This window comes from Dyella sp. 01L423, assembly GCF_056399945.1.
Genome location: NZ_JBFTSI010000006.1, coordinates 148,570 through 172,772 on the forward strand (window position 1 = coordinate 148,570; position 24,203 = coordinate 172,772).

General features: G+C 64.9%; 20 protein-coding genes and 1 tRNA gene. 13 read left to right on the forward strand and 8 right to left on the reverse strand.

Annotated elements, in window-relative coordinates:
- The first annotated feature begins 205 nt into the window (after window positions 1-205).
- Complete coding sequence (locus AC1DMY_RS16990; protein WP_477166054.1) at window positions 206-457, forward strand: hypothetical protein; 252 nt, start codon at window positions 206-208, stop codon at window positions 455-457.
- Between the two features lie 53 nt (window positions 458-510).
- Here the strand turns inward: AC1DMY_RS16990 and mutS are convergent, their stop codons facing one another.
- Window positions 511-3,090, reverse strand: coding sequence for a DNA mismatch repair protein MutS (gene mutS, locus AC1DMY_RS16995; RefSeq protein ID WP_477166055.1), 2,580 nt, complete (start codon window positions 3,088-3,090; stop codon window positions 511-513).
- Window positions 3,091-3,285: 195 nt separating this feature from the next.
- On the opposite strand from mutS, the gene AC1DMY_RS17000 reads away from it, so the two are divergent.
- The 10 genes from AC1DMY_RS17000 (at window position 3,286) to AC1DMY_RS17045 (ending at window position 13,926) form a co-directional block, all read left to right on the forward strand.
- Complete coding sequence (locus AC1DMY_RS17000) at window positions 3,286-4,683, forward strand: amidohydrolase family protein (RefSeq protein ID WP_477166056.1); 1,398 nt, start codon at window positions 3,286-3,288, stop codon at window positions 4,681-4,683.
- Window positions 4,670-5,812, forward strand: a complete 1,143-nt coding sequence (locus AC1DMY_RS17005) for a dipeptidase (protein WP_477166057.1) — start codon at window positions 4,670-4,672, stop codon at window positions 5,810-5,812. The genes AC1DMY_RS17000 and AC1DMY_RS17005 overlap by 14 nt, the downstream gene beginning before the upstream one ends.
- 108 nt (window positions 5,813-5,920) lie before the next feature.
- The gene (locus tag AC1DMY_RS17010; protein WP_477166058.1) at window positions 5,921-6,427 is read left to right on the forward strand and encodes a CinA family protein; all 507 of its coding nucleotides are present in this window, start codon (window positions 5,921-5,923) and stop codon (window positions 6,425-6,427) included.
- Window positions 6,428-6,549: 122 nt separating this feature from the next.
- Entirely contained in the window at window positions 6,550-7,581 is a 1,032-nt protein-coding gene (gene recA, locus AC1DMY_RS17015; protein WP_441605144.1) for a recombinase RecA, read from the forward strand.
- A 114-nt stretch (window positions 7,582-7,695) separates the two neighbouring features.
- Entirely contained in the window at window positions 7,696-8,181 is a 486-nt protein-coding gene (locus AC1DMY_RS17020) for a regulatory protein RecX (RefSeq protein ID WP_477166059.1), read from the forward strand.
- An 81-nt stretch (window positions 8,182-8,262) separates the two neighbouring features.
- Window positions 8,263-10,899 carry an alanine--tRNA ligase gene (gene alaS, locus AC1DMY_RS17025; protein ID WP_477166060.1) on the forward strand — a complete coding sequence of 879 codons (2,637 nt, stop codon included), beginning with the start codon at window positions 8,263-8,265 and terminating at the stop codon, window positions 10,897-10,899.
- Between the two features lie 260 nt (window positions 10,900-11,159).
- On the forward strand, window positions 11,160-11,366 hold the full coding sequence (csrA, locus tag AC1DMY_RS17030) for a carbon storage regulator CsrA (protein WP_046971859.1): 207 nt from the start codon (window positions 11,160-11,162) through the stop codon (window positions 11,364-11,366).
- 74 nt (window positions 11,367-11,440) lie between these two features.
- Window positions 11,441-11,533 (forward strand) — tRNA-Ser (locus AC1DMY_RS17035).
- A gap of 534 nt (window positions 11,534-12,067) precedes the next feature.
- Window positions 12,068-13,159 carry a YXWGXW repeat-containing protein gene (locus AC1DMY_RS17040; protein ID WP_477166061.1) on the forward strand — a complete coding sequence of 364 codons (1,092 nt, stop codon included), beginning with the start codon at window positions 12,068-12,070 and terminating at the stop codon, window positions 13,157-13,159.
- A gap of 179 nt (window positions 13,160-13,338) precedes the next feature.
- On the forward strand, window positions 13,339-13,926 hold the full coding sequence (locus tag AC1DMY_RS17045) for a hypothetical protein (protein ID WP_477166062.1): 588 nt from the start codon (window positions 13,339-13,341) through the stop codon (window positions 13,924-13,926).
- 51 nt (window positions 13,927-13,977) lie between these two features.
- On the opposite strand, the gene lpxH is transcribed toward AC1DMY_RS17045, so the two are convergent.
- From lpxH to AC1DMY_RS17080, 7 genes are all read right to left on the reverse strand, one after another.
- Complete coding sequence (lpxH, locus tag AC1DMY_RS17050) at window positions 13,978-14,706, reverse strand: UDP-2,3-diacylglucosamine diphosphatase (RefSeq protein ID WP_477166063.1); 729 nt, start codon at window positions 14,704-14,706, stop codon at window positions 13,978-13,980.
- Between the two features lie 6 nt (window positions 14,707-14,712).
- Window positions 14,713-15,402: a peptidylprolyl isomerase gene (locus AC1DMY_RS17055; protein WP_477166064.1), complete on the reverse strand. Its 690-nt coding sequence runs from the start codon at window positions 15,400-15,402 to the stop codon at window positions 14,713-14,715.
- Between the two features lie 89 nt (window positions 15,403-15,491).
- Window positions 15,492-17,009 carry a Ppx/GppA phosphatase family protein gene (locus tag AC1DMY_RS17060; protein ID WP_477166065.1) on the reverse strand — a complete coding sequence of 506 codons (1,518 nt, stop codon included), beginning with the start codon at window positions 17,007-17,009 and terminating at the stop codon, window positions 15,492-15,494.
- 76 nt (window positions 17,010-17,085) lie between these two features.
- Window positions 17,086-19,188 carry a polyphosphate kinase 1 gene (gene ppk1 / locus AC1DMY_RS17065; RefSeq protein ID WP_477166066.1) on the reverse strand — a complete coding sequence of 701 codons (2,103 nt, stop codon included), beginning with the start codon at window positions 19,186-19,188 and terminating at the stop codon, window positions 17,086-17,088.
- A gap of 98 nt (window positions 19,189-19,286) precedes the next feature.
- Complete coding sequence (gene phoR / locus AC1DMY_RS17070) at window positions 19,287-20,555, reverse strand: phosphate regulon sensor histidine kinase PhoR (protein WP_477166067.1); 1,269 nt, start codon at window positions 20,553-20,555, stop codon at window positions 19,287-19,289.
- A gap of 75 nt (window positions 20,556-20,630) precedes the next feature.
- A complete protein-coding gene (gene phoB, locus AC1DMY_RS17075; protein ID WP_046971852.1) occupies window positions 20,631-21,320 on the reverse strand; it encodes a phosphate regulon transcriptional regulator PhoB in 690 nt (229 codons plus the stop codon).
- Between the two features lie 122 nt (window positions 21,321-21,442).
- On the reverse strand, window positions 21,443-23,125 hold the full coding sequence (locus AC1DMY_RS17080; protein WP_477166068.1) for a M48 family metalloprotease: 1,683 nt from the start codon (window positions 23,123-23,125) through the stop codon (window positions 21,443-21,445).
- A 242-nt stretch (window positions 23,126-23,367) separates the two neighbouring features.
- Between AC1DMY_RS17080 and grxC the strand changes: the two genes are divergently transcribed.
- Both grxC and AC1DMY_RS17090 read left to right on the forward strand, forming a co-directional pair.
- Window positions 23,368-23,631: a glutaredoxin 3 gene (grxC, locus tag AC1DMY_RS17085; RefSeq protein ID WP_046971850.1), complete on the forward strand. Its 264-nt coding sequence runs from the start codon at window positions 23,368-23,370 to the stop codon at window positions 23,629-23,631.
- Complete coding sequence (locus AC1DMY_RS17090; protein ID WP_477166069.1) at window positions 23,628-24,035, forward strand: carboxymuconolactone decarboxylase family protein; 408 nt, start codon at window positions 23,628-23,630, stop codon at window positions 24,033-24,035. Before grxC ends, AC1DMY_RS17090 begins: the two co-directional genes overlap by 4 nt.
- The last annotated feature ends 168 nt before the right edge of the window (window positions 24,036-24,203 follow it).

Here is a 24,203-nt window from a genome sequence, read left to right on the forward strand (position 1 = left end):
TAGCTGGCATCATTTGGGGAATTCGATTGTTTTGATGTCGACCATAGCCGTGGCCTATGAGGTGAGGCTGGTGCCGCGCATACGGAAGCGCTGCCGCCAGGAGGTGGCCGGCTGCCGAATTCGATGACGTTGCATCGCGGCTTTCACGCACACACCACCATGCCTGTCTGACGATGCCTGCCTCTTGATCCCAGCGGAGAGTGTCGTGGCAGAGCACATCCAGGAAGGCGACATGGTCTTCGTGGCCGACGGCGAGGATGGCATCGGCTCGGTACGCCGGCTGCTGGAGGGCGGCCATGCGCTGCTGGTCTATATCGAGAACGGCGGCGATTTCGAGATCCCGGTCAGCGCTGTGCGCGCCGTGCATTCGGGCAAGGTCGTGCTCGACCTCGATCATTTGCCAACGCCGGTGCTCGAAGCGATCGGCAATGCGCGCAAGTCGGAGTATCCGCACTAGCTTGCGCTGTGTGACATCGACTCGCCCGCCGGCGAGCCGATGTCCGGTGCCGCTCAGCCCAGCGACTTGAGCCGATAAAGCGCTTCCAGCGCCTCGCGCGGCGTCAAGGCATCGGGATCGATGCCTTCCAGCGCACGTTCCACTACGGACGGTGCTGCGGCGAACAAGCCCATTTGCGGCGATTCCTGTGCGGGCGTCTTGGTGCCGACCGCCGAGGCGTGCTGATACATGCCGCGCTCCAGTTCAGCCAGCGTGCGCCGCGCATCGGCGATCACCGACTTGGGCAGGCCAGCGAGCGCGGCCACCTGCAGGCCGAAGCTGCGATTGGCCGGGCCTTCCTTCACCGCGTGCATGAACACCAGCTGCTCGCCGTATTCCACCGCGTCCAGGTGCACGTTGGCGATCGTGGCGTATTCGTTGGCCAGCTCGGTCAGCTCGAAGTAGTGCGTGGCGAACAGCGTGTACGAGCGGCTGCTCGCCGCCAGATGCACCGCCGCTGCGCGCGCGAGCGCGAGGCCGTCGTAGGTGCTGGTACCGCGGCCGACTTCATCCATCAGCACCAGGCTGTGCTCGGTGGCGTTGTGCAGGATGTTGGCGGTTTCGCTCATTTCCACCATGAAGGTGGACTGGCCGCGCGACAGGTCGTCGCCCGCGCCGATGCGCGTGAACACGCGATCGATCGGGCCGATCACGGCGCGGGAGGCGGGCACATAGCTGCCGATATGCGCCAGCAGCACGATCAGCGCGTTCTGGCGCATATAGGTTGACTTACCGCCCATGTTGGGACCGGTGATCACCAGCATGCGACGGTTGTCGTCCAGCATCAGATCATTCGGCTCGAACGGTTCCTCGCGTACTTTTTCCACCACCGGATGACGGCCGCGCTCGATCGCGATGCCGGGCTCATCGGTGAGTTCGGGCGCACTCCAGTCCAGAGCCATGGCGCGCTCGGCGAGCGTAGCCACGACGTCCAGCTCGGCCATCGCGGTCGCGGCGCTCTTGAGCGGCTCCAGTTCCGCGATCAGCGTGTCGAGCAGCGCTTCGTACAGCGCGCGCTCGCGCATCAGCGAGCGTTCCTTGGCCGAGAGCACCTTGTCTTCGAAGTTCTTCAGTTCTTCGGTGATATAGCGTTCGGCGTTCTTGGTGGTCTGCCGGCGCGTGTAATGCGTAGGCGCCTTGTCGGACTGACCCTTGCTGATCTCGATGTAGTAGCCGTGCACACGGTTGTAGCCCACCTTCAGCGTGGTGATGCCGCTGGCGGCCTTCTCGCGCTCTTCCAGCTCGACCAGATACTGATCGGCATGCGTGGCGAGGCGACGCAGTTCGTCCAGCTCGGCGTCGTAGCCATCGGCGATGACGCCGCCGTCGCGTTGCAAGACTGGGGGCTGTTCCACCACGGCCCGGCCGAGCAGTGCAGCCGTGTCGGCGTGATCGCCGATGCGCTCGACCAGCGCATGCAGCAGCGGGCTGTCGAGCGGCGCGATCAATGCGCGCAACAGCGGAGCAGCGGCGAGACCATCACGCAACGTGGACAGATCACGCGGACGCGCCGAACGCAGCGCCACGCGCGCCAGGATGCGTTCCAGATCGCCGATGCCGCGCAACTTCTCGCGCAATGGCTCGTGCTGGCGTTGATCGATCAAGCTGCCGATGGCTTGATGGCGTGCGCGCAACAGTTCGCGCGAACGCAGCGGGCGATTGAGCCAGCGGCGCATCAGGCGTGCGCCCATCGGCGTAACGGTTTCGTCGAGCACACCGAGCAGCGTGTGTTCGGTGCGCCCGCTGGGATGGGTATCCAGTTCCAGATTGCGGCGCGTGGCGGCGTCCAGCGCAATGGTGTCGCTGGCGCTTTCCACCGACATGCCGGAGAGATGCGGCAGCGCGCTCTTCTGCGTTTCTTCCACATAGCCCAGCAGGCAGCCCGCAGCGGCAATCGCCAGCGGCAGGCGATCGACGCCGAAACCGCCCAGATCGCGCGTGCCGAAGAAGCGGTTGAGTTCACGCTTGGCCGCATCGGGGTCGAAGTGCCACGGCGGACGCTTGCGCAGGCCGGGCAGGGTGCTGACCAGTTTGGGCCATGCCACGTCCTCGCCTACCAGCGTTTCCGCCGGTTGCAGGCGTGCCAGTTCGGAAGCGAGTGCTTCGGCGCTGGGCACTTCGCTGAGCAGGAAGCGGCCACTGGCCAGATCCACCCAGGCCAGGCCATAGGCGCCGTGCGCGCCGGCGGCAATGGACATCAGCAGGTTGTCGCGGCGTTCTTCCAGCAGCGCGGCGTCGGTCACCGTACCCGGCGTGACGATGCGCACCACCTTGCGTTCCACCGGCCCCTTGGAGGTGGCCGGGTCGCCGATCTGCTCGCAGATCGCCACCGACTCGCCCAGCCGCACCAGACGCGCCAGGTAGTTCTCGGCAGCGTGATAGGGCACACCTGCCATGGGAATCGGTTGGCCGCCGGACTGGCCGCGCTGGGTCAGCGTGATGTCCAACAGCCGCGCGGCCTTGCGCGCGTCGTCATAGAACAGCTCGTAGAAATCGCCCATGCGAAAGAACAGCAGCACATCCGGGTGCGCGGCCTTGGCGCCCAGGTACTGGCGCATGAACGGGGTGTGGCTTTCGAAATCCTGGGCGACCATAACGTGCTGTTCTGTCGGGCCTTAAGGTGAAACCGGCCGTGGCGGGAAGGCGCTGCGCGCCATTTGAAAAATGCCCGCCAAGATAACCGAATTGGCCCGGCATGTATCCCGCGAACGCCGGGGCTTCTTGCAGGCTTTGTCTTTGCCGCAGACATCCTTGTGATGGGCGGAATCGGCTGTGTAGGATCGTCCGCTATGCATAGACGCCCACGTTCCGCGACCTCACGGGTGACAGCGCTGCTGGTCGCGTTGTCTGCCTCCGCTGCTTTTGCCGCCGACAAGCAGGCCAAGCCGTCGCCTGCCGACGCGCTGACGCTCTACGCCGGCGCCACCGTCATCGATGGTACCGGAGCGGCGCCACGTCCCGATCAGGACATCCTGGTGCGCGGCGAACGCATCGTGGCGGTGGGGCCGCACGGGTCGCTGGCAGAGGCTAAGGGCGCCGCGGTGAAGACCGTCGACCTGCACGGCCGCTACGTGATACCCGGCCTGATCGACAGCCACGTTCATATCGCCACGCCACCGGATGCGAAGCGTGCGCAGGCCATCCTGCGGCGCAATCTCTACGCCGGCGTCACCGCCGTGCGTGACATGGCAGACGATCTGCGTTCGGTTGGCGAGCTGGCCCGCGAGGCGCGCACCGGTGAGATTCCCTCGCCGGATATCTACTACGCCGCCGTGATGGCCGGCCCGGAGTTCTTCGCCGATCCGCGCGTGGCCGCGGCCAGCTACGGCGTCAAGCCGGGCGCGAGTCCCTGGATGCAGGCCATCGACGAGAAGACCGATCTGCGCGAGGCCGTGACGCTTGCGCGCGGCACCTCGGCCACGGCCCTCAAGGTCTATGCCGATCTGCCGCCCGATCTGGTCAAGGCGATCACCGCCGAGGCGCATCGCCAGCACATGATGGTGTGGGCGCACAGCGCCGTATTTCCCACCCGACCGGCGGACGTGATCGACGCCGGCGTCGACGTGGTCAGCCACGCCTGCTACCAGGCGTATCAGCTCGAACCGGTGATGCTCAAAGCTTACGAGGATCACACGCCGTTCCACGAAAACCTGCTGGCGAAGGACGGCGACGATCCGGTGATGGCAGGCCTTTACCGCGACATGCTCAAGCACGGCACCATCCTCGACGCCACGGGCAGCCTGTTCGTGCGCTACGACGCCGAGCGCAAGTTGCATCCCGATCGCAAGCCACTGCGTTGCACGGGGCCGACCACGATCCGCCTGCTCCGCCAGGCGTGGCAGGCGGGCGTGCCGATCTCGACAGGCACCGACAGCGACCCGGGCTTCAAAGACGTTTGGCCGTCTGTTTACGACGAGATCTTTTTCCTCACCCACGACGTGGGCATGCCGCCGCTGCAGGCGATTCGCTCGGCTACGCTGATCGGCGCCGAAGCGGCCGGGCAGGCCAACGACATGGGTTCGATCGAGGTCCGCAAACTGGCGAACTTTGCCGTGCTGTCCGCCGACCCGCTGAAGGACATCGGCAACCTCCGCAGCATCCGCATGACGGTGAAACGGGGCCACGTGTATCCGCGTGCCGACTATCGACCGGTGACCAAGGAGGAAATGGGCAATGACGACGATTGATCGGCGAACCTTCCTGACCGGCGCGACCTGGGCTGCCGCCGCTGCCATGCTGCCTTGGGACGCTCGTGGCGCGGACGCGCAGCGCGCGGCGGTGGCCGACAGCGGCATCATCATCAACGCGCTGGGCGGCCTGGACGATCCCAACCGCGGATCGGACAAACTGGTACCTGAGTTCTCGCCGCGAGTGCTGGCCGAAGCGCATGCGTCAGGCCTGACCGCGGTGAACATCACGCTGGGCTATGTCTCCGGGCCCGACGATCCGTTCGAGGCGAGCGTCCGCGACATCGCCGCCACCGATGCGCTGGTGCGCGAGCACGGGCGCGATCTGACCAAGATCCTCACCGCGGCCGATATTCGCCGCGCCAAGGCCGACAACAAGATCGGCCTGATCTATGGCTTCCAGAACGGCGCGATGATGGGCAAGGACGCCACGCGCGTCGACATCTTCGCCGACCTCGGCGTGCGCGTGTTCCAGCTCACCTACAACCCGGCCAACCAGCTGGGCGATGGATCGATGGCCAAGGAAAACCGTGGGTTGACGCCGTTAGGTCGCGAGGTGGTGGCGCGGCTCAATGCGCGCCATGTGATGGTCGATCTTTCGCACAGCGGCGAGCAGACCTGTCTTGAAGCGGCGCGCGTGTCCACCGCGCCCATCTCGATCAATCACACCGGCTGCCGCGCGGTGACCGATCTGCCGCGCAACAAGACCGACGCCGAGCTGAAGCTGGTGGCGGAGCGGGGCGGCTTCATCGGCATCTATTTCATGCCCTTCGTCAACGCCACTGGACATGCGCATGCCGAGGACGTGGTCGCCCATATCGACCACGCGGTGAACGTCTGCGGCGAAGATCATGTGGGTATCGGCACCGATGGCTCGGTGACCCAGATCGATGATCTGCATGCCTATCAGGCGACGCTGGCCAAAGAGATTGCGCAGCGTCAGGCGGCCGGCATCAGCGCGGCGGGCGAGCGGCCGGATACGTATCCGTTCGTGGTCGATCTGCGCGGGCCGCAACAGTTCCACAAACTGGCGCAGCTGCTTACCCAGAAGGGCTATTCGACGGGGCGCATCGAGAAGATCCTGGGCCTGAATTTCCTGCGCTACGCCGAGTTGGTCTGGGGCAGCTGAGCACCCCCATCCACGCGGGCGGGGCAGCCTGTCGATCCTTGGACTCTTGGCGCGGTGCCCCCATCGCGGTAGAAGAGTCCACTTCCGTCCGTCCCCCCCGGAATCCCCATGAGCTTGTCTGTCCCCACTGATGCCGATCTTTATGCCCTGGCCGAACAGGTGGCCGCTGCGGCCCTGCAGCGTCGTCTGATGCTGGTCACCGCCGAATCCTGCACCGGTGGCTGGGTCGCCAAGGCGCTCACCGACCTGTCGGGCAGCTCTGCCTGGTTCGACGCCGGCGTGGTCACCTATAGCTACGGCGCGAAGGAGGCCTTGCTCGGCGTCAACCCGCGCACGTTGGAGCGCACCGGTGCGGTCAGCGAGGAAACCGCACTGGAAATGGTCTCGGGCGCGCTGGCCCGCTTCGGCGCCGGCATGGCCGTGGCCGTCACCGGCATCGCCGGGCCAACCGGTGGTACGCCCGATAAGCCCGTCGGCACCGTCTGGATCAGCTGGAAGCGGCGCGGCGGTTACGCCCACGCCAGCCTCTTCCAGTTCGCCGGTGATCGCGAGGCGGTACGCCGTCAGACCGTGGCCGCGGCGCTCAAGGGCGTCATCAAGGCACTGACGGACTGAGTCGCCTGCAGGCCATTGGGCCGCTTGACCGGTATGGGATACTCCCCAGTTACAGATCGCAGCCCGTGAGACAAACCGCGGGCATCATGTCCTCATTCACTGCCACTCCGGGATTCAAGACGATGGATGACAACAAGCGCAAGGCGCTCACTTCCGCCCTCGGCCAGATCGAGAAGCAATTTGGCAAGGGCGCCGTCATGCGCCTGGGCGATCGCGTCGACGACGCCATCGACACCGTGTCCACCGGCTCGCTGGGCCTGGATATCGCGCTCGGCATCGGTGGTTTGCCGCGTGGCCGCGTCGTCGAGATCTACGGTCCGGAGTCCTCGGGCAAGACCACGCTGACCTTGCAGGTCATCGCCAACTGCCAGAAGAACGGCGGCACCGCTGCGTTCGTGGACGCCGAGCACGCGCTCGATCCCACCTACGCCGCCAAGCTGGGCGTCAATGTGGAGGACCTGCTGGTCTCCCAGCCCGACACCGGCGAACAGGCACTGGAAATCGCCGACATGCTGGTGCGCTCCGGCGCGGTGGACGTGGTGGTAGTCGACTCGGTCGCCGCGCTCACGCCCAAGGCTGAAATCGAAGGCGAAATGGGCGACTCCCACGTCGGCCTGCACGCCCGCCTGATGAGCCAGGCGTTGCGCAAGCTCACCGCCAACATCAAGAAGTCCAACTGCCTGGTGATCTTCATCAACCAGATCCGCATGAAGATCGGCGTGATGTTCGGCAGCCCGGAAACCACCACCGGCGGTAATGCGCTGAAGTTCTACGCCTCGGTGCGCCTGGACATCCGCCGCATTGGCGCGGTGAAGAAGGGCGAAGAGGTGATCGGTTCGGAAACCCGCGTCAAAGTGGTCAAGAACAAGGTGGCGCCGCCGTTCCGCCAGGCCGAGTTCGAAATCCTCTATGGCGAAGGCACCTCGCGCGAAGGCGAAATCATCGAGCTGGGCGTGGCGCAGAACCTGATCGACAAGTCCGGCGCCTGGTACAGCTACAAGGGCGACCGCATCGGCCAGGGCAAGGAGAACGTGCGACAGTTCCTGCGCGACAACCCGGCCATCGCCAATGAAGTCGATGCCGAACTGCGCAAGCGTTTGCTGGTGTCGAACGGTACTTCGCCGCTGCCGGCGGTGGAAACCGAGGAAGCCTGATCTAAGTAGCAGCACCCGCGGGCCGCGCTCATGCCCGGTCCGGCGGGTGCCGTTACAGATCAGCGGAAGGGTGGCGCACGCCGCCCCTTCTGAAGGCAAGACCATAGGTCAGGCATGCCGCGAGAACCCGGTGACAAACCCAAAACCTCAGCCTACGACCGGGCGTTGGGGTTGCTTGCCCGCCGTGAGCATTCCCGGCGTGAGCTGCAGCTCAAGCTGCGGCAGAAGGGTTATGAAGGCGACGAGGCTGGCGAAGCCATCGACCGCCTCGGTGACCAGCACTACCAGGACGACGAACGGTTCGCCCACTCGCTCGTTCGCAGCCGGGCGGCGCAAGGTTATGGCCCGATGCGCGTGCGCGCCGAGCTGAAAAGCCACGGTCTGTCGGATGCGCGCATCCGGACGGTGCTGGACGAGGCGGGCGTGGATTGGGACGCCAACGCCCTTAACGTGCTGCGGCGGCGTTTTGGCGGCAAATCGGCGCCAGATCACGCAGAAAAGGCACGTCGGGCGCAATTCCTCTTGCGCCGGGGCTTTCCCGCCGCCACAGTACGGAGTGTTACCCACGCCGACGTGGACGACGCAGCCGACGACGCCTGACCTCCCCACTGCTGGGGCGGGAGAGTGTCGTGTCGGCGGTGCTTCCCGGCGTGACCCATCCGCCAGGTCCTCCCCAGCCGCATGAAAACCGCCGAAATCCGCTCGACCTTCCTCGACTATTTCCGTTCGAAAGGGCACACCATCGTGCCGTCCAGCTCGCTGGTGCCGGCCAGCGATCCGACGCTGCTGTTCACCAACTCGGGCATGGTGCAGTTCAAGAACGTATTCCTGGGCAGTGAGAAGCTGCCGTACGTGCGCGCCGCCGACGTGCAGCGCTGCCTGCGTGCGGGCGGCAAGCACAACGACCTCGATTCGGTCGGCTATACCGCGCGCCACCACACCTTCTTCGAAATGCTGGGCAACTGGTCGTTCGGCGACTACTTCAAGCGCGATGCGATTGCCTATGCGTGGGAGCTGCTGACCGACGTCCTCAAGCTGCCCAAGGACAAGCTGTGGGTCACCGTCTATCACACCGATGACGAAGCCTTCGACATCTGGAACAAGGAAGTGGGCGTGCCGGCCGAGCGCATCGTGCGCATCGGCGACAACAAGGGCGCGCCGTACGCGTCGGACAATTTCTGGCAGATGGCCGACACCGGCCCATGCGGTCCGTGCACGGAAATCTTCTTCGACCACGGCGAAGACATCGCCGGTGGCCCGCCGGGTTCGCCCGACGAGGACGGCGACCGCTATATCGAAATCTGGAACCTGGTGTTCATGCAGTTCGACCGCGCGCCCGACGGCACGCTGTCGCCGCTGCCGGCGCCGTGCGTCGACACTGGCATGGGCCTGGAGCGTCTGGCAGCCGTGCTGCAGCACGTGCATTCCAACTACGAGATCGATCTGTTCGAGCATCTGATCAAGGTCGCTGCCGAACTTACCGCAACGAAGGATCTGGCCAACAAGTCACTGCGCGTGATCGCCGATCACATCCGCGCGTGCTCGTTCCTGATTGTCGATGGCGTGCTGCCGTCCAACGAGGGGCGTGGTTACGTGCTACGCCGCATCATCCGTCGCGCGCTGCGCCACGGCTGGATGCTCGGCGTGCGCGGCGATTTCTTCTGGAAGATGGTGCAGCCGCTGGTCGAGGAAATGGGCGAGGCCTATCCGGAACTGGCGCAAAAGCAGGCCTTCGTGGAAGAGGCGCTGCGTACCGAAGAACGCCGCTTCGGTGAAACGCTGGAAAACGGCATGCGTCTGTTCGATGCGGTCGCCACCAAGTCGAACGGCAGCATTCCTGGCGCCGATGCGTTCCGCCTGTACGACACCTACGGCTTCCCGGTCGACCTCACCGCCGACATCGCGCGCGAGCGCGGCCTCACGGTGGACATGGACGGCTTCGAGCAGTCGATGAAGGAACAGCAGGAACGCAGTCGCGAAGGCGGCAAGTTCGAAGCCAAGGGCCAGATGCCGGCCGAGCTGGCCAGCCAGCTGCAGCCGACCGCCTTCCTAGGCTACGACGCGCTGATGAGCCAGGGCAGCAAGGTGGTTGGCATCGTACGCGGCGGCAAACAGTACGATCAGCTGGGCGAAGGCGAAGAAGCCCTCGTCATGCTCGACCGCACGCCGTTCTACGCTGAATCCGGTGGCCAGGTGGGCGATACCGGCGTGCTGGTGAATACGGCGGGCTCGTTCGCAGTGGCCGATACGCTCAAGATGGGCGGCGTGTTCTTCGGTCATGCCGGTCGTTGGAACGGCAGGCAGGCGCTGCGCGTCGGCGACGTGGTCGATGCCAATGTCGACGGCACGCGCCGCCAGGCCATCGTGCTCAATCACTCGGCCACGCATTTGCTGCATGCAGCTTTGCGCAAGGTGTTGGGCGAGCATGTGACGCAGAAGGGGTCGCTGGTGGCGCCTGAACGCCTGCGTTTCGACTTCTCGCATTTCAAGCCGATGAGTGCGGATGAACTGCGCCAGATTGAAACTCTGGTGAATGCCGAAGTGCGCCGCAATGCGGCCGCGGAAGTGCACCAGATGGGCTACAACGACGCGATCGAATTTGGCGCGATGGCGCTGTTCGGCGAGAAGTACGGCGACGAAGTGCGCGTGCTCAAGATGGGCGAGTTCTCCACCGAGCTCTGTGGCGGTACGCACGTCGGCCGCACCGGCGACATCGGCTTGTTCAAGATCGTCAGCGAGGCGGGCGTGGCCTCCGGCGTGCGCCGTATCGAAGCTGTTACAGGCGCAGGCGCGCTGGCCTATGTGGCCGACGAGGAGCGTCGCCTGGGCGAGTTCGCTCAGCTGTTGTCGTCCAATGGTGATGATGCCGTGGAGAAGCTGCGCCAGCTGTTCGACAAGCAGAAAAAACTCGAGCGCGAACTGGAGTCGTTGCGGGCCAAGGCCGCCGGCTCGGCGACAGCGGACCTCGCGTCGACGGCGAAGGACGTGGCCGGCATCAAGGTCATCGCCGCACGCCTGGAAGGCCTGGATGCCAAGGCATTGCGCGACAGCATGGACCAGCTCAAGCAGCAGCTGAACGATTGCGTGGTGCTGCTGGCGGGCGCAGCTGACGGCCGCGTTTCCCTGGTCGCCGGCGTCGGCGGCAAGGCGCTGGGTCGGGTCAAGGCCGGTGACGTGGTTGCACATGTCGCCAGTCAGATCGACGGCAAGGGCGGCGGTCGTCCCGACATGGCCCAGGGCGGTGGTAGCGATACTGCCGAATTGCCTGGCATTTTGGAGGGCTTGGCTGACTGGATCGGTCGGCGCCTGGCGTCCTGAGCAGGTCAACCGTCGGGAGTCCGTTGCCGTTTACGCATTGCGCTGCCATTGGACGCTCGGCTAGTATCCAAATACTGCTGACACCGATGGTTGCGTCGGTGTCGCTTGACATGGCATCACAGGGGATGCCTCGTCTGTGTAACCGGGAAGGCGGTAGGGCCTTCGGCGGTAGCATCGTCGAAATGTCCAGATGGTGAAGCTCAGGGGTGAGGCATAACCGTCTGTTGGCCTGTGACCAAAGTATTCATGGAGTGGCAAACATGTTGATTCTGACCCGCAGGGTCGGTGAAACCTTGATGATCGGTGACGAGGTGACCGTTACCGTTCTCGGCGTCAAGGGCAACCAGGTGCGCATTGGTATTAATGCGCCGAAGAACGTTGCCGTGCATCGCGAAGAGATCTATCAGCGGATCAAGAACGAGCACGAGCCGGACGGCACTGCCTCCGGCGGTACTGGCGAACACTGACAGGCAAGAAACGCTTTACCTCAAGCGCGCCGGTTAGTATCCTTGCCGGCTCCGCAGAGATGCGGACAAAAAACGGAGAGATGCCCGAGAGGCCGAAGGGGCTCCCCTGCTAAGGGAGTATAGGGTCAAAAGCCTTATCGAGGGTTCGAATCCCTCTCTCTCCGCCAGATACGCAAAAAGCCCCGCAAGGGGCTTTTTGCGTATCTGGCGGAGAGAGGTGGTGGACGAAACCTCCCGGGTTCGACAAATTTGTCTGGAACAAATTTGGACAGCCGCAGGCTGGCCCTGGAGCGCGAAGCGCGGAAGGGTGAGGCCCATGGATGGGCCGAACAATCCCTGCCTCCACGTGACCGCGCCGCAAGGGGCTTTTTGCGTATCTGGCGGAGAGAGGTGGTGGACGAAACTTCCCGGGTTCGACAAATTTGTCTGGAACAAATTTGGACAGCCGCAGGCTGGCCCTGGAGCGCGAAGCGCGGAAGGGTGAGGCCCATGGATGGGCCGAACAATCCCTGCCTCCACGTAACCGCGCCCTGCAACGAAGGCAAGGTGCTTTTTGAGCACCCAAAGCTCCCTGCGTACCCAAGCATTCATCTCCCAGCCCACCATCTGAACCCCAACGAACCCATCCCGCTCCACGCTGTACAACCTCCCCCAATCTCACGCGTTATTCCCATCAGGATCCACGAACCGGGAGTGGCGTTATGGAACGGCTCAAACCCAGCCAACGCGCAGCGTCGCAACACCGGCTGTTTCGCTCCGTCCTCGCTGTCCTGGCACTCGCTACCGCAGCAGCGCTCCCGCTGAATGCAAGCGCCGGAGTCTCGGTCGGCGTCTCCGTCGGCATCGCACCGCCGCCCTTGCCGATCTACGTGCAACCGGCGATTCCCGCACCGGGCTACATCTGGGTGCCCGGCTATTGGGCATGGGATGGCGACGGCTACTACTGGGTACCTGGCACATGGGTGTCGCCGCCTTACATCGGCGCGCTATGGACCCCTGGCTACTGGGGCTGGGGTGGTGGCCTATACGTGTTTCACCGCGGCTACTGGGGCCCGCACGTGGGCTTTTACGGTGGCATCAACTACGGCTACGGCTATACAGGCGCCGGCTATGCGGGCGGCTACTGGCGGGGCGGCGCGTTCTACTACAACCGGTCGGTGAACCACATCGACAACGTGCACATCACCAACGTCTACAACCGCACGGTGGTGACCAACGCCAACTTCAATCGGGCCAGCTTCAACGGCGGTCAGGGCGGCATCGCGGCGCACCCGTCGCAGCGGGAGTTGGGCTACGCGCGTGAGCAACACGTGGCTCCTGTCGCGGCGCAGGAGCAGCAGAGGACGCTGGCGAGTCAAAACCAGGGCATGCGTGCCTCGTTCAACCACGGTGCGCCTGCGGTGGCCGCAACGCCGCGTGCAGGCGCCTTCAATGCGACGAGTCAGCCCACGCCGACTACTGCCCATGCAGCTCGCGCCGCCGTATCCACGCCTGCGGCTGGCAACAACATGGCGCTGCACTCGGCAGGCTTCGCGCCACATGGCAGCGGCAGCACGACGGGCGGTGCGCCTGCGTACCACCCCTCGGCAGCAACGAACCACGCAGCCTATTCGCGAGGACCTTCCAATCCCGCTGCGGGCTATCACGCAAGCACTCGTCCCCAGCCCACCTATGCAGCGCACGCGTCACCGATGCCGGCCTATCACCCGCAGGCGGCTCGTCCAGCTGCGGTGCCGCACGCCCAGTCGCATGCGCCGGCGGGGGCCTCCCATGGCGGCGCGGAACATCGCTGATCGGCCTGGCGCGGGACCGGGCTGAAAACGCCGGCTCTCTGTTGTAGCCAGCGTCTTACATCGCAAACAGCGAGGAATCGTGTTGGCGTCCCCTAGAATGGGGAGCGGTTCTCCAGGACCGCAAACGGATACGGGAGTAGCCGTTACAACCAACCATCGAAACAAGGAGAGGGGAGTCGATGTTTAAACGTATCGTGTTTGCAGCGCTGCTGGTTGCGTCAGGCAGCGCCATGGCGTCGAAGGATCTGAGCAATATTCCGCTGGTGTGGTCGCCGACGCAGAGCTTCGCGGAATTCGGTGCGGTGGATATGAACGGCATCGGCAACGTGAAGGTGCAGTTCAATGGCTTCACCGACGTGCGCAAGAATCCGCTCTTGATCGCCGAGAATCGTGAGAAGCAGCCGGCGCGCCAGGTGACCACCAGGGACAACGTGGCGGCCTTCGTTACTGATCATGTGAAAGACACTTTCAGCAAGGCCGGGATCAACGTCGTCGACAGCGGCGGCGATGTGATCGTGTCAGGCGAGATCCGCGACTTCTTCGTCAACGAAACCGAGCAGTACGTGGGCAACGTCACCGTCTACGTCACCATGACGAACCCGGCTGGCAAGGTGTTGTGGCAGGGCGTGGCTGGCGGCGGCGCCAATAACTTTGGTCGTTCGTACAAGGCGGACAATTACTACGAGACCTTGTCCAACGCCGTGCTGAAGCTGAGCAACAGCATGCTCAACAGCCAGGGTTTCCGGAGCGCGATGCAAGCGCCCTGATGGCGAGCGAGGGACGATCACTCGCCGCATGCGGCGGGTGATCGCTCCGCATCAGGGGAGGGCGAGTCCCCGCAACTCCACGCCTTCAGGCGTGACGCGCAGCACCGAACCGTGCTCGTACCAGTCGCCCAGTACGATGCGTTCCGCCGTTTGGCCGTCCAGATCGAATCGATGGATGGCGGGGCGATGCGTATGTCCATGGATCAGCCGCGACACGCAGGCCTTGCGCATGGTGTCCGCCGTGGCGTCGGCGTTGACGTCCATGATGGTTTCCATGGTGGCGCCCGTATGCGCCTTGCTGTCGGCACGAGCCTTGGCGGCAAACGCGCGGCGAGCATCGAGCGGCATCGCCAGGATTTGTGCCTGCCACTCCGGCGTGCGCACCTGCTTGCGTACCGCCTGGTAGGCGAGGTCATCGGTGCACAACACATCGCCATGCATCAGCAGGGTGGGGCGGCCGTAGAGCTCGTGCACGGTGCCGTCCTCGAGCAGCGTCATGCCGGCGCGCTCGGCGTAGGCTTGGCCGAGCAGGAAGTCGCGATTGCCAACGATGAAATACACGGGCACGCCGTGCTCGCTCAGCGCCTTGGTGGCGCGCGCGATGCGGCTGGGGAGTTCGGCGTCGTCATCGTCGCCGATCCATGCCTCGACCAGATCGCCGAGGATATAGACGGCATCGGCGGAGCGGGCCTCGTCGCTGGCGAGAAAGTCTTCGAACAGGCGCGTGATCTCCGGACGGCTATCGTCCAGATGCAGGTCCGCGATGAACAGTGTCGCCATGCTGCTTCAGCCCTTCTTGCCGCCCGGCTTCTTGGCCGGCTCGGTGGCGGGCGCGGCAGGCTTGGGCGGGGTGGCCGGGGTGGCGGCCGCTTCCTCGCCCACCACGTTCGCGCTGTCGATCACCACCAGCGGGTTGGGTACGTCGCCGGCAAACGGGCCGAGCCCGCGGGTCGGCAGGGCGGCCATCTTGTCGACCACGTCCATGCCCTTGATGACCTTGCCGAACACGGCATAGCCCCAGGTCAGGCCGCTCTGGTTGCCGACGAAATCGAGACGGCGGTTGTCGACCAGGTTGAAGAAGAACTGTGCCGTCCCCGAATTCGGATCCGCGCCACGCGCCACGGCCACCGTGCCGCGCACATTGGACAGGCCGTTGTCCGCCTCGCTCGGGATCGCCGAGTGGGTGCGCTTGGCCTGCAGGTCGCGCGTATACAGGCCGCCCTGCACCAGGTAGCCCGGGATGGCGCGGTGGAACACGGTGCCGCTGTAGAAGCCGTCGCGGACGTACTGCAGGAAGTTCGCCACGCTCTTGGGCGACTTGTCCGGGTAGAGCTCCAGCGTGATGTCGCCCTGCGAGGTGTGCAGCACCACTTCCGGATGCGTGACGGCAGGCGTGGCAGCGGCAGGTTTGTTGGCCTGGGCAAGCAGCAGGGACGAGGGCAGCAGCAGGAGCGCGGCGAGCAGGAGTCGGGTCATGGCAGGTCGGGCGGCGTGTGGCATCAGGACATCATACGCGGCGAAGAGGCTCCATGGCCGGGCCGACGCGCGGCCCGTACCAGCAAAGCTCAGGATGGATGGACTTCAAGCAGCAGGCCGAGCTCGTTCAGCGGCGCCTGCTCCTGCTCCAGGTCAGCCTCGCTGAGCGGATGCTGGTCGATCCAGGCGGCCGGCACCGTGAGGCGCAGGCGCTGGGTGGTGGCCGCCAGCTGCATCTGCGGCAGCGACTCGGCGCGGCGGGCGCGACGGAACAGCACGCCCAGGCGCAGCAGGGCGGTGATATAGCGCGCCAGTTGCCGGTAGCGCTGCGGCAATGCCGAGAAGGTGGCCTTGTCCGGCTTGCGGCGATGCGACTCCACGATGGCCGCCAGGAGTTGCTGCTCCTGTCGCGAGAAGCCGGCCAGGTCGGCGTTGCGCAGGATATACGCGCCGTGATGATGATGCTGGCTGTGCGCGATGGCGAGGCCGATTTCGTGCACGCGTGCCGACCAGGACAGCCACTCGCGCGCTTCGGCATCCAGTTTCCAGATGCGCGCGATCTGATCGAAGAACATCAGGGCCGTCGATTCCACGCGACGTGCCTGCGCACGATCGACGCCGTAGCGGTTGGCCAGCGCATCGATGCTCGCCGTACGCGGATCGCTGCCCCCGGCGCGGCCGAGCAGATCCCACAGCAGCCCTTCGCGCATCGAGCTCTCGCAGACGCGCAGGCGCTCGATGCCGAGGGCTTCGAATGCCGCTTCGAAAATCACCACGCCGCCGGCGATCACGGGCGCGCGATCATCCGCCAGACCGGGCAGCTTGAGCGTTTCGATCTGGCCCTGGGCGAGCAAGGCATCGCGCAGCTGGGCCAGCGACGCCGGCGTGATGCCGTCGTCGGAGAAGCGCATGGTCTGCACCACCGAGCCGATCGCCTTGGCGGTGCCCGACGAGCCGAATGCTTCGACCCAGCCGGACTCGCGATAGTCCTCGGCAAACTGCTGCAGCAACACGCCGATTTCGTTGTTCGCGCGTTGCCAGCGCTTGCGATTGAGCTTGCCGCCGGGGAAGAAGCGCAGGGTCGAGGCAATGCAGCCGGCCTGCACGCTTTCCGTGTGCATGGGCGCGAAGCCGCGGCCGATGATGAATTCGGTACTGCCGCCGCCGACGTCGATCACCAGGCGGCTTTCGCGCGACGCGGGCAGGTCGTGCGACGCGCCGAGAAAGATCAGGCGGCCTTCTTCGCGTCCGGAGACGATCTCCACCGGATGGCCCAGCGAGGTTTCGGCGGCGGTGAGGAAGGTCTGCGGCGAGGCCAGCCGGCGCACGGTATTGGTCGCCACCGCGCGCACGCGGCTGGACGGCACGCCGGCAATGCGCTGGCCAAAGCGGGCAAGGCAGTTGAGTGCGCGTGCGCGGTGCTCGGCATCCAGGGTGCCGTCGGCGCGCAGGCCGGCGGCCATGCGCACGGTTTCACGCAGGCGATCGATCACACGAGGCTCGCCGTGTTCCACGCGCGCCACCACCATGTGATAGCTGTTGGAGCCCATGTCGACGGCAGCGATCAGTTCGCCGTCCTTGATCTGGATCTGATCGCCATGACTCATGCGGGGCTCGTTCCGGGCTGCAGAGTGTGAATTCTCTCACGCTGGAACCGGTGCGAGTAGCGCAAATTGCGTCGGGCTACACGGTGCCGGGCGTCAATTTCTCCAGCAGCGATTGCTGCGCGCTGTGCGGCGGCTGGTCGCCGGGCTGCGCGCGGGTGTAGCGGCCGTCGCCATCGAGCAACCATGCCTCGGTGTTGTCGGCGAGGTAGTTGGCCAGGGTTTCGTCGTAGACGCGTGCGGCATGCGCAGGGTCGAGTATCGGGAAGGCCACTTCGATGCGACGCTTGAGGTTGCGTTCCATCCAGTCGGCGCTGGCGCAATAAATCTCGGGCGCACCATCGTTGCCGAACCAGTACACGCGGCTGTGCTCGAGGAAGCGCCCCACGATCGAGCGCACGCGAATCCTTTCGGAAACACCGGGAATGCCCGGCCTCAAGGTGCAGGCGCCGCGCACGATCAGGTCGATCTCCACGCCCGCCTGCGAAGCGCGATAGAGCGCCGAAATGACGTGGGCTTCGTTGAGTGCATTGAGCTTGGCCACGATGCGCGCCGGCCGGCCTGCCTCCGCATGCGCCGTCTCGCGCTCGATCTTGGCCAGGACGCAGCGGTAGAGCGTGAAAGGCGAATGCAGCAGGTGCTTGAGCTCGATCATCGGGCCCAGGCCCGAGAGTTGCTGGAAGACCTTGTGCAGATCCTCGCCGATGCCGGGATGCGAGGTCATCAGGCCGATGTCGGTATAGCTGCGGCTATTGCCTTGATGATAGTTGCCGGTGGAAAGGTGCACATAGCGGCGCAGCACCTCGTCTTCACGGCGCACGATCAGCAGCATCTTGGCGTGCGTCTTGTAGCCCACCACGCCGTAGACCACCTGCACGCCAGCCTCCTGCAAGCGCGTGGCGAGGCGGATATTGGCCTCTTCGTCGAAGCGCGCGCGCAGCTCGATCACCACCGTCACGTCTTTGCCGTTGCGCGCCGCTTCCACCAGCAGGTCCACCAGCGGCGTGTCGGCGCCGGCACGATAGAGCGTCTGCTTGATGGCCAGCACCGCGGGGTCCTGCGACGCCTGGCGCAACAGGTCCACCACGGTGGCGAACGATTCGTACGGGTGATGCAGCAGCACATCGCGCTGGCGCAGCACTTCGAACTTGCAACGGCTGCCGTTGAAGGCGGCCGGCAGCTGCGGGATGAAACGCGGGAACTTCAGATCCGGGCGATCCAGGCCGTCATAGATGGTGCCGGCGCGGATGATGTTGACCGGTCCGTCGCAGCGATAGACGTCGGTTTCTTCCAGCTCGAAGTTGGCGATCAGCATGGCCACGATCGCCTTGGGGCAGTCGTTGCCGATCTCCAGTCGCACCGGTCGCGCATAGCCGCGGCCGATCAATTCTTCGCTCAGCGCGCGGGCGAGGTTTTCCACCTCGGCCTCTTCCACCATCAGCTCGCTGTTGCGCGTGACGCGGAACTGGTAGGACCCGGCCACCTTGAAGCCGGGGAACATCAGATCGACGAAACCCTGCAGCAGTTCGGCCAGGAAAATGTAGTGCTCGCCGCCGTCGCACACTTCGCTGGGCAGGCGAATGATGCGAGGCAATGAACGTGGTGCGCGCACCAGCGCCATATGGCCTTCGCGACCGAACGCGTCGCGGCCTTTCAGCACCACGGCGATATTGAGCGTCTTGTTGAGGATGCGCGGGAACGGATGCGCCGGGTCCAGGCCCAGCGGCGACAGCACCGGCATCACTTCGTTTTCGAAGTAGCCCTGCAGCCACAAGCGTTGCCGCGGCGTCCAGCTGTCGCGGGTGAGGAAATGGATGTTTTCGGCATCCAACGCCGGGCGCAGTTCGGCCTGCCAGGTTTCGTATTGCAGGTCGACCAGGTCAAGCACGCGCTTGCGGATGCAGGTGAGCAACTCGCCGGAGGAGATGCCGTCCGGGCCGGGCGCGGCCGAGCCGAACATATGGTGGTGCTTGAGCATGGCCACGCGCACCTCGAAGAACTCGTCGAGGTTGTTCGCCACGATGCTCAGGAAGCGCAGTCGTTCCAGCAGCGGAATGCGCTCGTCGCGCGCCTGCGCCAGTACACGGAAATTGAATTCGAGCGCGGCCAGCTCGCGGCTGAGAAACAGCTCGGGAGCAGCGCGGTCGATGACGGGAGGAGGGGTGGCAGGCTTGCGACGCATCCGTGCATTCTGGCCGATCCTGCACTTGGTTACATGGCGCAGTGCCGCGTAGTGTGACGGCCGTTCAGCTGAGGCGCCGAGGCGCCTGCGGATGCCGATTATTCAGGGTCGCCCACGCCCGGTGCGAGCAGGCGTTCCGCGCTGAACCAGCAGGCGAAGGTCGAGCCCTGGCCCGGCTCGCTCTGGATGTCCAGGCGCGCCTGATGCAAATTCAGCACGTGCTTGACGATGGACAGGCCCAGACCGGTGCCGCCGCTTTCGCGCGAGCGGCTGGAGGAGACGCGGTAGAAGCGTTCGGTGAGACGCGCCAGATGCGAGGCCGGAATGCCGTAGCCGGTATCGGTGACGGAATAGACCGCGCCTTCCGAGGTACGACGCCAACGGATGGTGATGCGGCCGCCGGTGGGCGTGTAGCGCACGGCATTGCTCACCAGGTTGGAGAACGCGCTGTGCAGATCCTTCACCGAGCCGAGCAGATCGGCTTCGGCGGTGGATTCCATGGTGATCTGGTGACGGCCCTGGCTGAGCGCTTCAGCTTCTTTGCGGATGGTGGCGAGCAGCGGCGTCATCTGCACACGCTCGTCCTGCACGTGTTCCTGGGTTTCCAGGCGCGAGAGCGTCAGCAGGTCTTCCACGATCTGGCCCATGCGCTTGGACTGCGCGCGCATTTCGTTGAGCACCGGCGCGAGCTCGGGCACGTCTTCCGGATCGATCAATTCGAGATAGCCGTGGATCACGGTAAGCGGCGTGCGCAACTCGTGCGACACGTTGGCGACGAAGTCGCGGCGAATCTGTTCCAGGCGCGTGAGATGGCTGATGTCGCGAGCCAGCAGCAGGCGCTGGCGACGGCCGAACGGCAGCAGCGTCACGTTGATATGGCGGTTGGGATGGCCCGGTGCGGCGACATCGTTGAGCGGCTCGCGCGCGCCTTCCCTCAACCACGTGGCAAGTTCCGTGGTGCTCAGCCGTTCGTCCAGGTGAGCGCCGCGATCTTGCGGGCGGCGCAGGCCGAGCAGGTCTTCAGCAGCATGATTGAACCAGCGCACGTGTTGCTCGTTGTCGAGCAAGACGACGGCGTCCGGCAGACTGCCGGCGGCACTGCGCAGGTCGCGCAAACTGGAAGCGATTCGGCGGGAGCGCGTCATGAAACGGTCATGCTGGAGAGAGGTCAGCCTAGGATCTTGCGTCATCATGAGCTGCGCTTGATGACGGATTCGGGTCACTAAAAAGACGATTTCCACGACGGCGACCAGCGCCAAACCCGTGGCCACGTGGCCTCCCGCAAGCCAGCCTGCGACAGCGCCCACCAGCAGTCCGGCGCTCAGTGCGGCCGGCAGCTTCCATGAGCGCTCGAAGGTTGTGGGCATAGGGGAGGTGTCAGTCGTGCCGGGGCTGGCGGTGCGCCAGCATCGGCAAAAGCCTGCGTTCCCGCAATAGGAACGTCAGACGCTGGCGGAGAATCGATAACCCGCGCCGCGAACGGTCTGCACCATGTCGTCGAGCTTCCATGGTTCGAGCGTCTTGCGCAGGCGGCGGATATGGACGTCCACGGTGCGTTCTTCCACGTACACGCTGCCGCCCCATACATGGTCGAGCAGCTGTGCGCGCGAATACACGCGCTCGGGGTGCGTCATGAAGAAGTACAGCAAGCGATATTCGGTGGGTCCGATGGTCACCGGCTCATCGCCGGCAAACACGCGGTGGGCCGGACCATCGATGCGCAGGCCACCCAGCTCCACCATGCCCGAACCGTCGTCGCCCTGGCTGCGGCGAAGCACGGCCTTGATGCGGGCCACCAGTTCGCGGGTGGAGAACGGCTTGACGACATAATCGTCGACGCCTGCCTCCAGCCCGTTCACGCGGTCCATTTCTTCGCCGCGCGCCGTGAGCATGATGATCGGAACCTCGCGGCTCAGCTCCTCTTTGCGCAGGCGACGGGCTAGTTCGAGGCCGCTGGTGCCCGGCAGCATCCAGTCGAGCAGGATGAGGTCGGGTACTTGTTCGGCAATGGCTAGTTGGGCCGCACGCGCGTCAGCGGCGTGGATGGCGTCCATGCCGGCCTTGCGCAGGGCAAAGGCGACCATGTCGCGGATCGAAGCTTCGTCTTCGACAATCAAGATGCGCTTATGCACGCTTTAGGTCCGCTGGGAGGGGGCTGTGACGCAATTATTGCAGCGGTCTAATGTTACGCCCGGATGACATTTCACACGGTCGCAACAACATGGCGTGTCTATCGTCTCACGTTTGACTGAAATCAGCGCACCGAATTGGTCGCGCCGAAGCACAGCCGGCCCCGGCAATTCTCGTTGTTTTGCAGCTGCTGGCTGCGGCCATCGGGGTTGTCGTCGGTCTGGACGCGGCGCTTGCGCAGTTCCATTACCAGCGGCGTCAGGTCGTTGATGCGGGCCTGGATGCGGGCCCGGGCGTAATAGTCCAGATCGGGGCGCTTGAGCAGGTTCTTGAGCTGCTCCATGGCGTCGAAGGGGCGTCCGGACAGGTAGGAGGCATCGGCATAGGCCTCGCCGGAGCGCACGCTGTCTCCGGCTTTTTCCGACGCGCGAGCATAGGTGCGGTAGAGCTCGGGCTCGTCGTTGTTGTCCAGCATCGGCAAGACCATGCTGGCGGCCTGCTTTGCTTCGTCCTGCGAACCGCCTTCGGTCAGCGCCTTGGCATAAGCCATGGCGATGGCGTGGTTGCGCGGCGATTGCTGGTTGAGTTCGGCATACAGGGTCAGGGCTTCCGCGCGGCGGCCCGCCTGCAGTTTGGCGTCGGCCATGGCCAGGCGTACCACCTGGCTGTCGGGATGCGCGCTGAGTACCGGCTGCAGTTCATCCACGGCCTTGGCGCCGCGATTGCTGCGGATCAGCGCCAAGGCATAGCCGTAGCGATTGGACGGCGTATCGAAGCCGCGCTCTTTCTGCAGGTTGGTGGCGTAATAAGTGGCCAGCTGGCCGGCGTCGCCGGATAGCACGCGAACGCGCTCGCGCATCAGCAGATACACGTCGAGGCCGCCCTTGTTGTCGCGGGAAGCGATCGCCGTGGGGTCTTTGACAAAGGAGATCGGCGCCGTGCTTTTTTCCCACTGCGCTTTGTCCAGCGTGGAGCCGTTTGGCCGCTGCTTTTGCTGGGCAATCAGTGCGCCGGCGCGGGCCTTGGCGTCGCTGATGCGGTCCATGCTGACCGGGTGGTCCTGCAGCAGCGCGGGCACGTCGCCAATGTCGCCGCCGGAGCCCACGCGCAAGGTGTCTTCCATGCGGCCAAAGAACGATGCCATGGCGTTGGGGTCGTAACCTACGTTGGAAAGCGTCTGGATGCCGGCGCGGTCCGCCTCGATTTCATCCTTGCGGGTGAAGTTGATCTGGCGCTGCATCAGCAGGCCCTGGCCGCCCATCATGATCGCGCCCGCCGCATCGCCCGCACCGGCGCCGGCGCCGGCCGCAATGGCGCCCAGCAGGATCAGTGCCATCAGCGGCGTGTCCTTTTTGGAGGCTTCGAAGGCACGCTGCAGGTGGTTTTGCGTGATATGGCCGATTTCGTGGGCGATCACGCCAGCCAGCTCGCTTTCGCTGTTGGTGATGATGATCAGGCCCGAGTTCACCGCGATATAGCCGCCGGGCGCAGCAAACGCATTAATCACATTGTCGCTGGCGATGAAGAACTGAAAATGCTCTTTCGGCTTCTCGCTGCCCGAGACCAGGCGGTAGCCCAGGTCGTTGATGTAATCGTCCAGCATAGGGTCGTCGAGCACCATGTTGAGCGCGCGCATCTGGCGCAGCATGGCGGCGCCGTAGTCCTGGGCCTCCTGGGGCGAGATCAGGGCGTTGGCTGAGCTGCCCAGGTCGGGCAGGCGCACGTCCTTGTCCTGGGCGGCGGCGCTCAGCGTCAGGCCGCCGCAGAGCAGGGCGGTCAGCAGGCGGGTGGGCGTGAAGCGGCTCATGGGCGTCCCGCCCGCAGGCTTTGCGTGGTCATTGTTCCGTTTTCGTTAGTCCGCCCTGCGGCATTCCGCCCCCGTTTTACAGGGAAACGGATTGTCTCCGGGGCGGGGCGTGGTGCCATGCGCATAGGTCAGCGACAATAGCATTAGTGACACCAGCTTACGGTGTCAGTTCACTGTTGTTTACACCCCTGGCGGACCCCATGTAGGGCTGCCGTAGGGTTCCCAGATTTTCGAGGTGTGTTGTGCCCAAGATTGAGGTCTATTCCACGGCGGTATGCCCGTACTGCGTGTCTGCCAAAAACCTGCTCAAGTCCAAGGGGCTGGAGTGGAGCGAAGTGCGCATCGATACCGACCCGGCGCAGCGTGACGCCATGCTGGCCCGCAGCGGCGGTCGTCGCACCGTGCCGCAGATTTTCATCAACGACCACCACGTGGGCGGTTTCGACGATCTCGTCGCCGCCGACCGCAGCGGCAAGCTCGCCGAACTGCTGGAGATCAACGCATGAGTCATCTGAAGGACGAGGGCGGCAAGGACCGCGTCGCCGAATTCACCGCGTTTCGCCAGCGCATGAACGAGCGCATTCTGTCGGAGGACAACCAGGTCGTCCGCCGATTCTTTGCGCTCGATACGCAGACCTACAAGCCCGGCGCGCTGGACGTGAAGACCAAGGAGCTGCTCGGCCTGGTCGCCTCGATGGTGCTGCGCTGCGACGACTGCATCAGCTACCACGTGGCCCAGTGCAAGGAAGCGGGCGTCACCCGCGAAGAATTCTTCGAGACCTTCAGCGTCGGCCTGGTGGTGGGCGGTTCCATCGTGATCCCGCACCTGCGCCGGGCGGTGGATTTCCTGGACCAGCTGGAATCGGACGAGGGCGCCACGCCCGCGGCGGACTGCGCAAGCCACGCCTGATCGAACCTCGGGGCGGCTCCCTCCTTGCCGCCCCGTTGACGCATGCGAGTTTATTCAATGCTGCGTGCGAGGATTTGCAACGGCTGCCAGGGCTCGTGGTCTGGCCGCTTGGCGACGCATCGGGGATAATCGACGGGATTTATAGCCCTGTCGTACCCCGCCACAGGG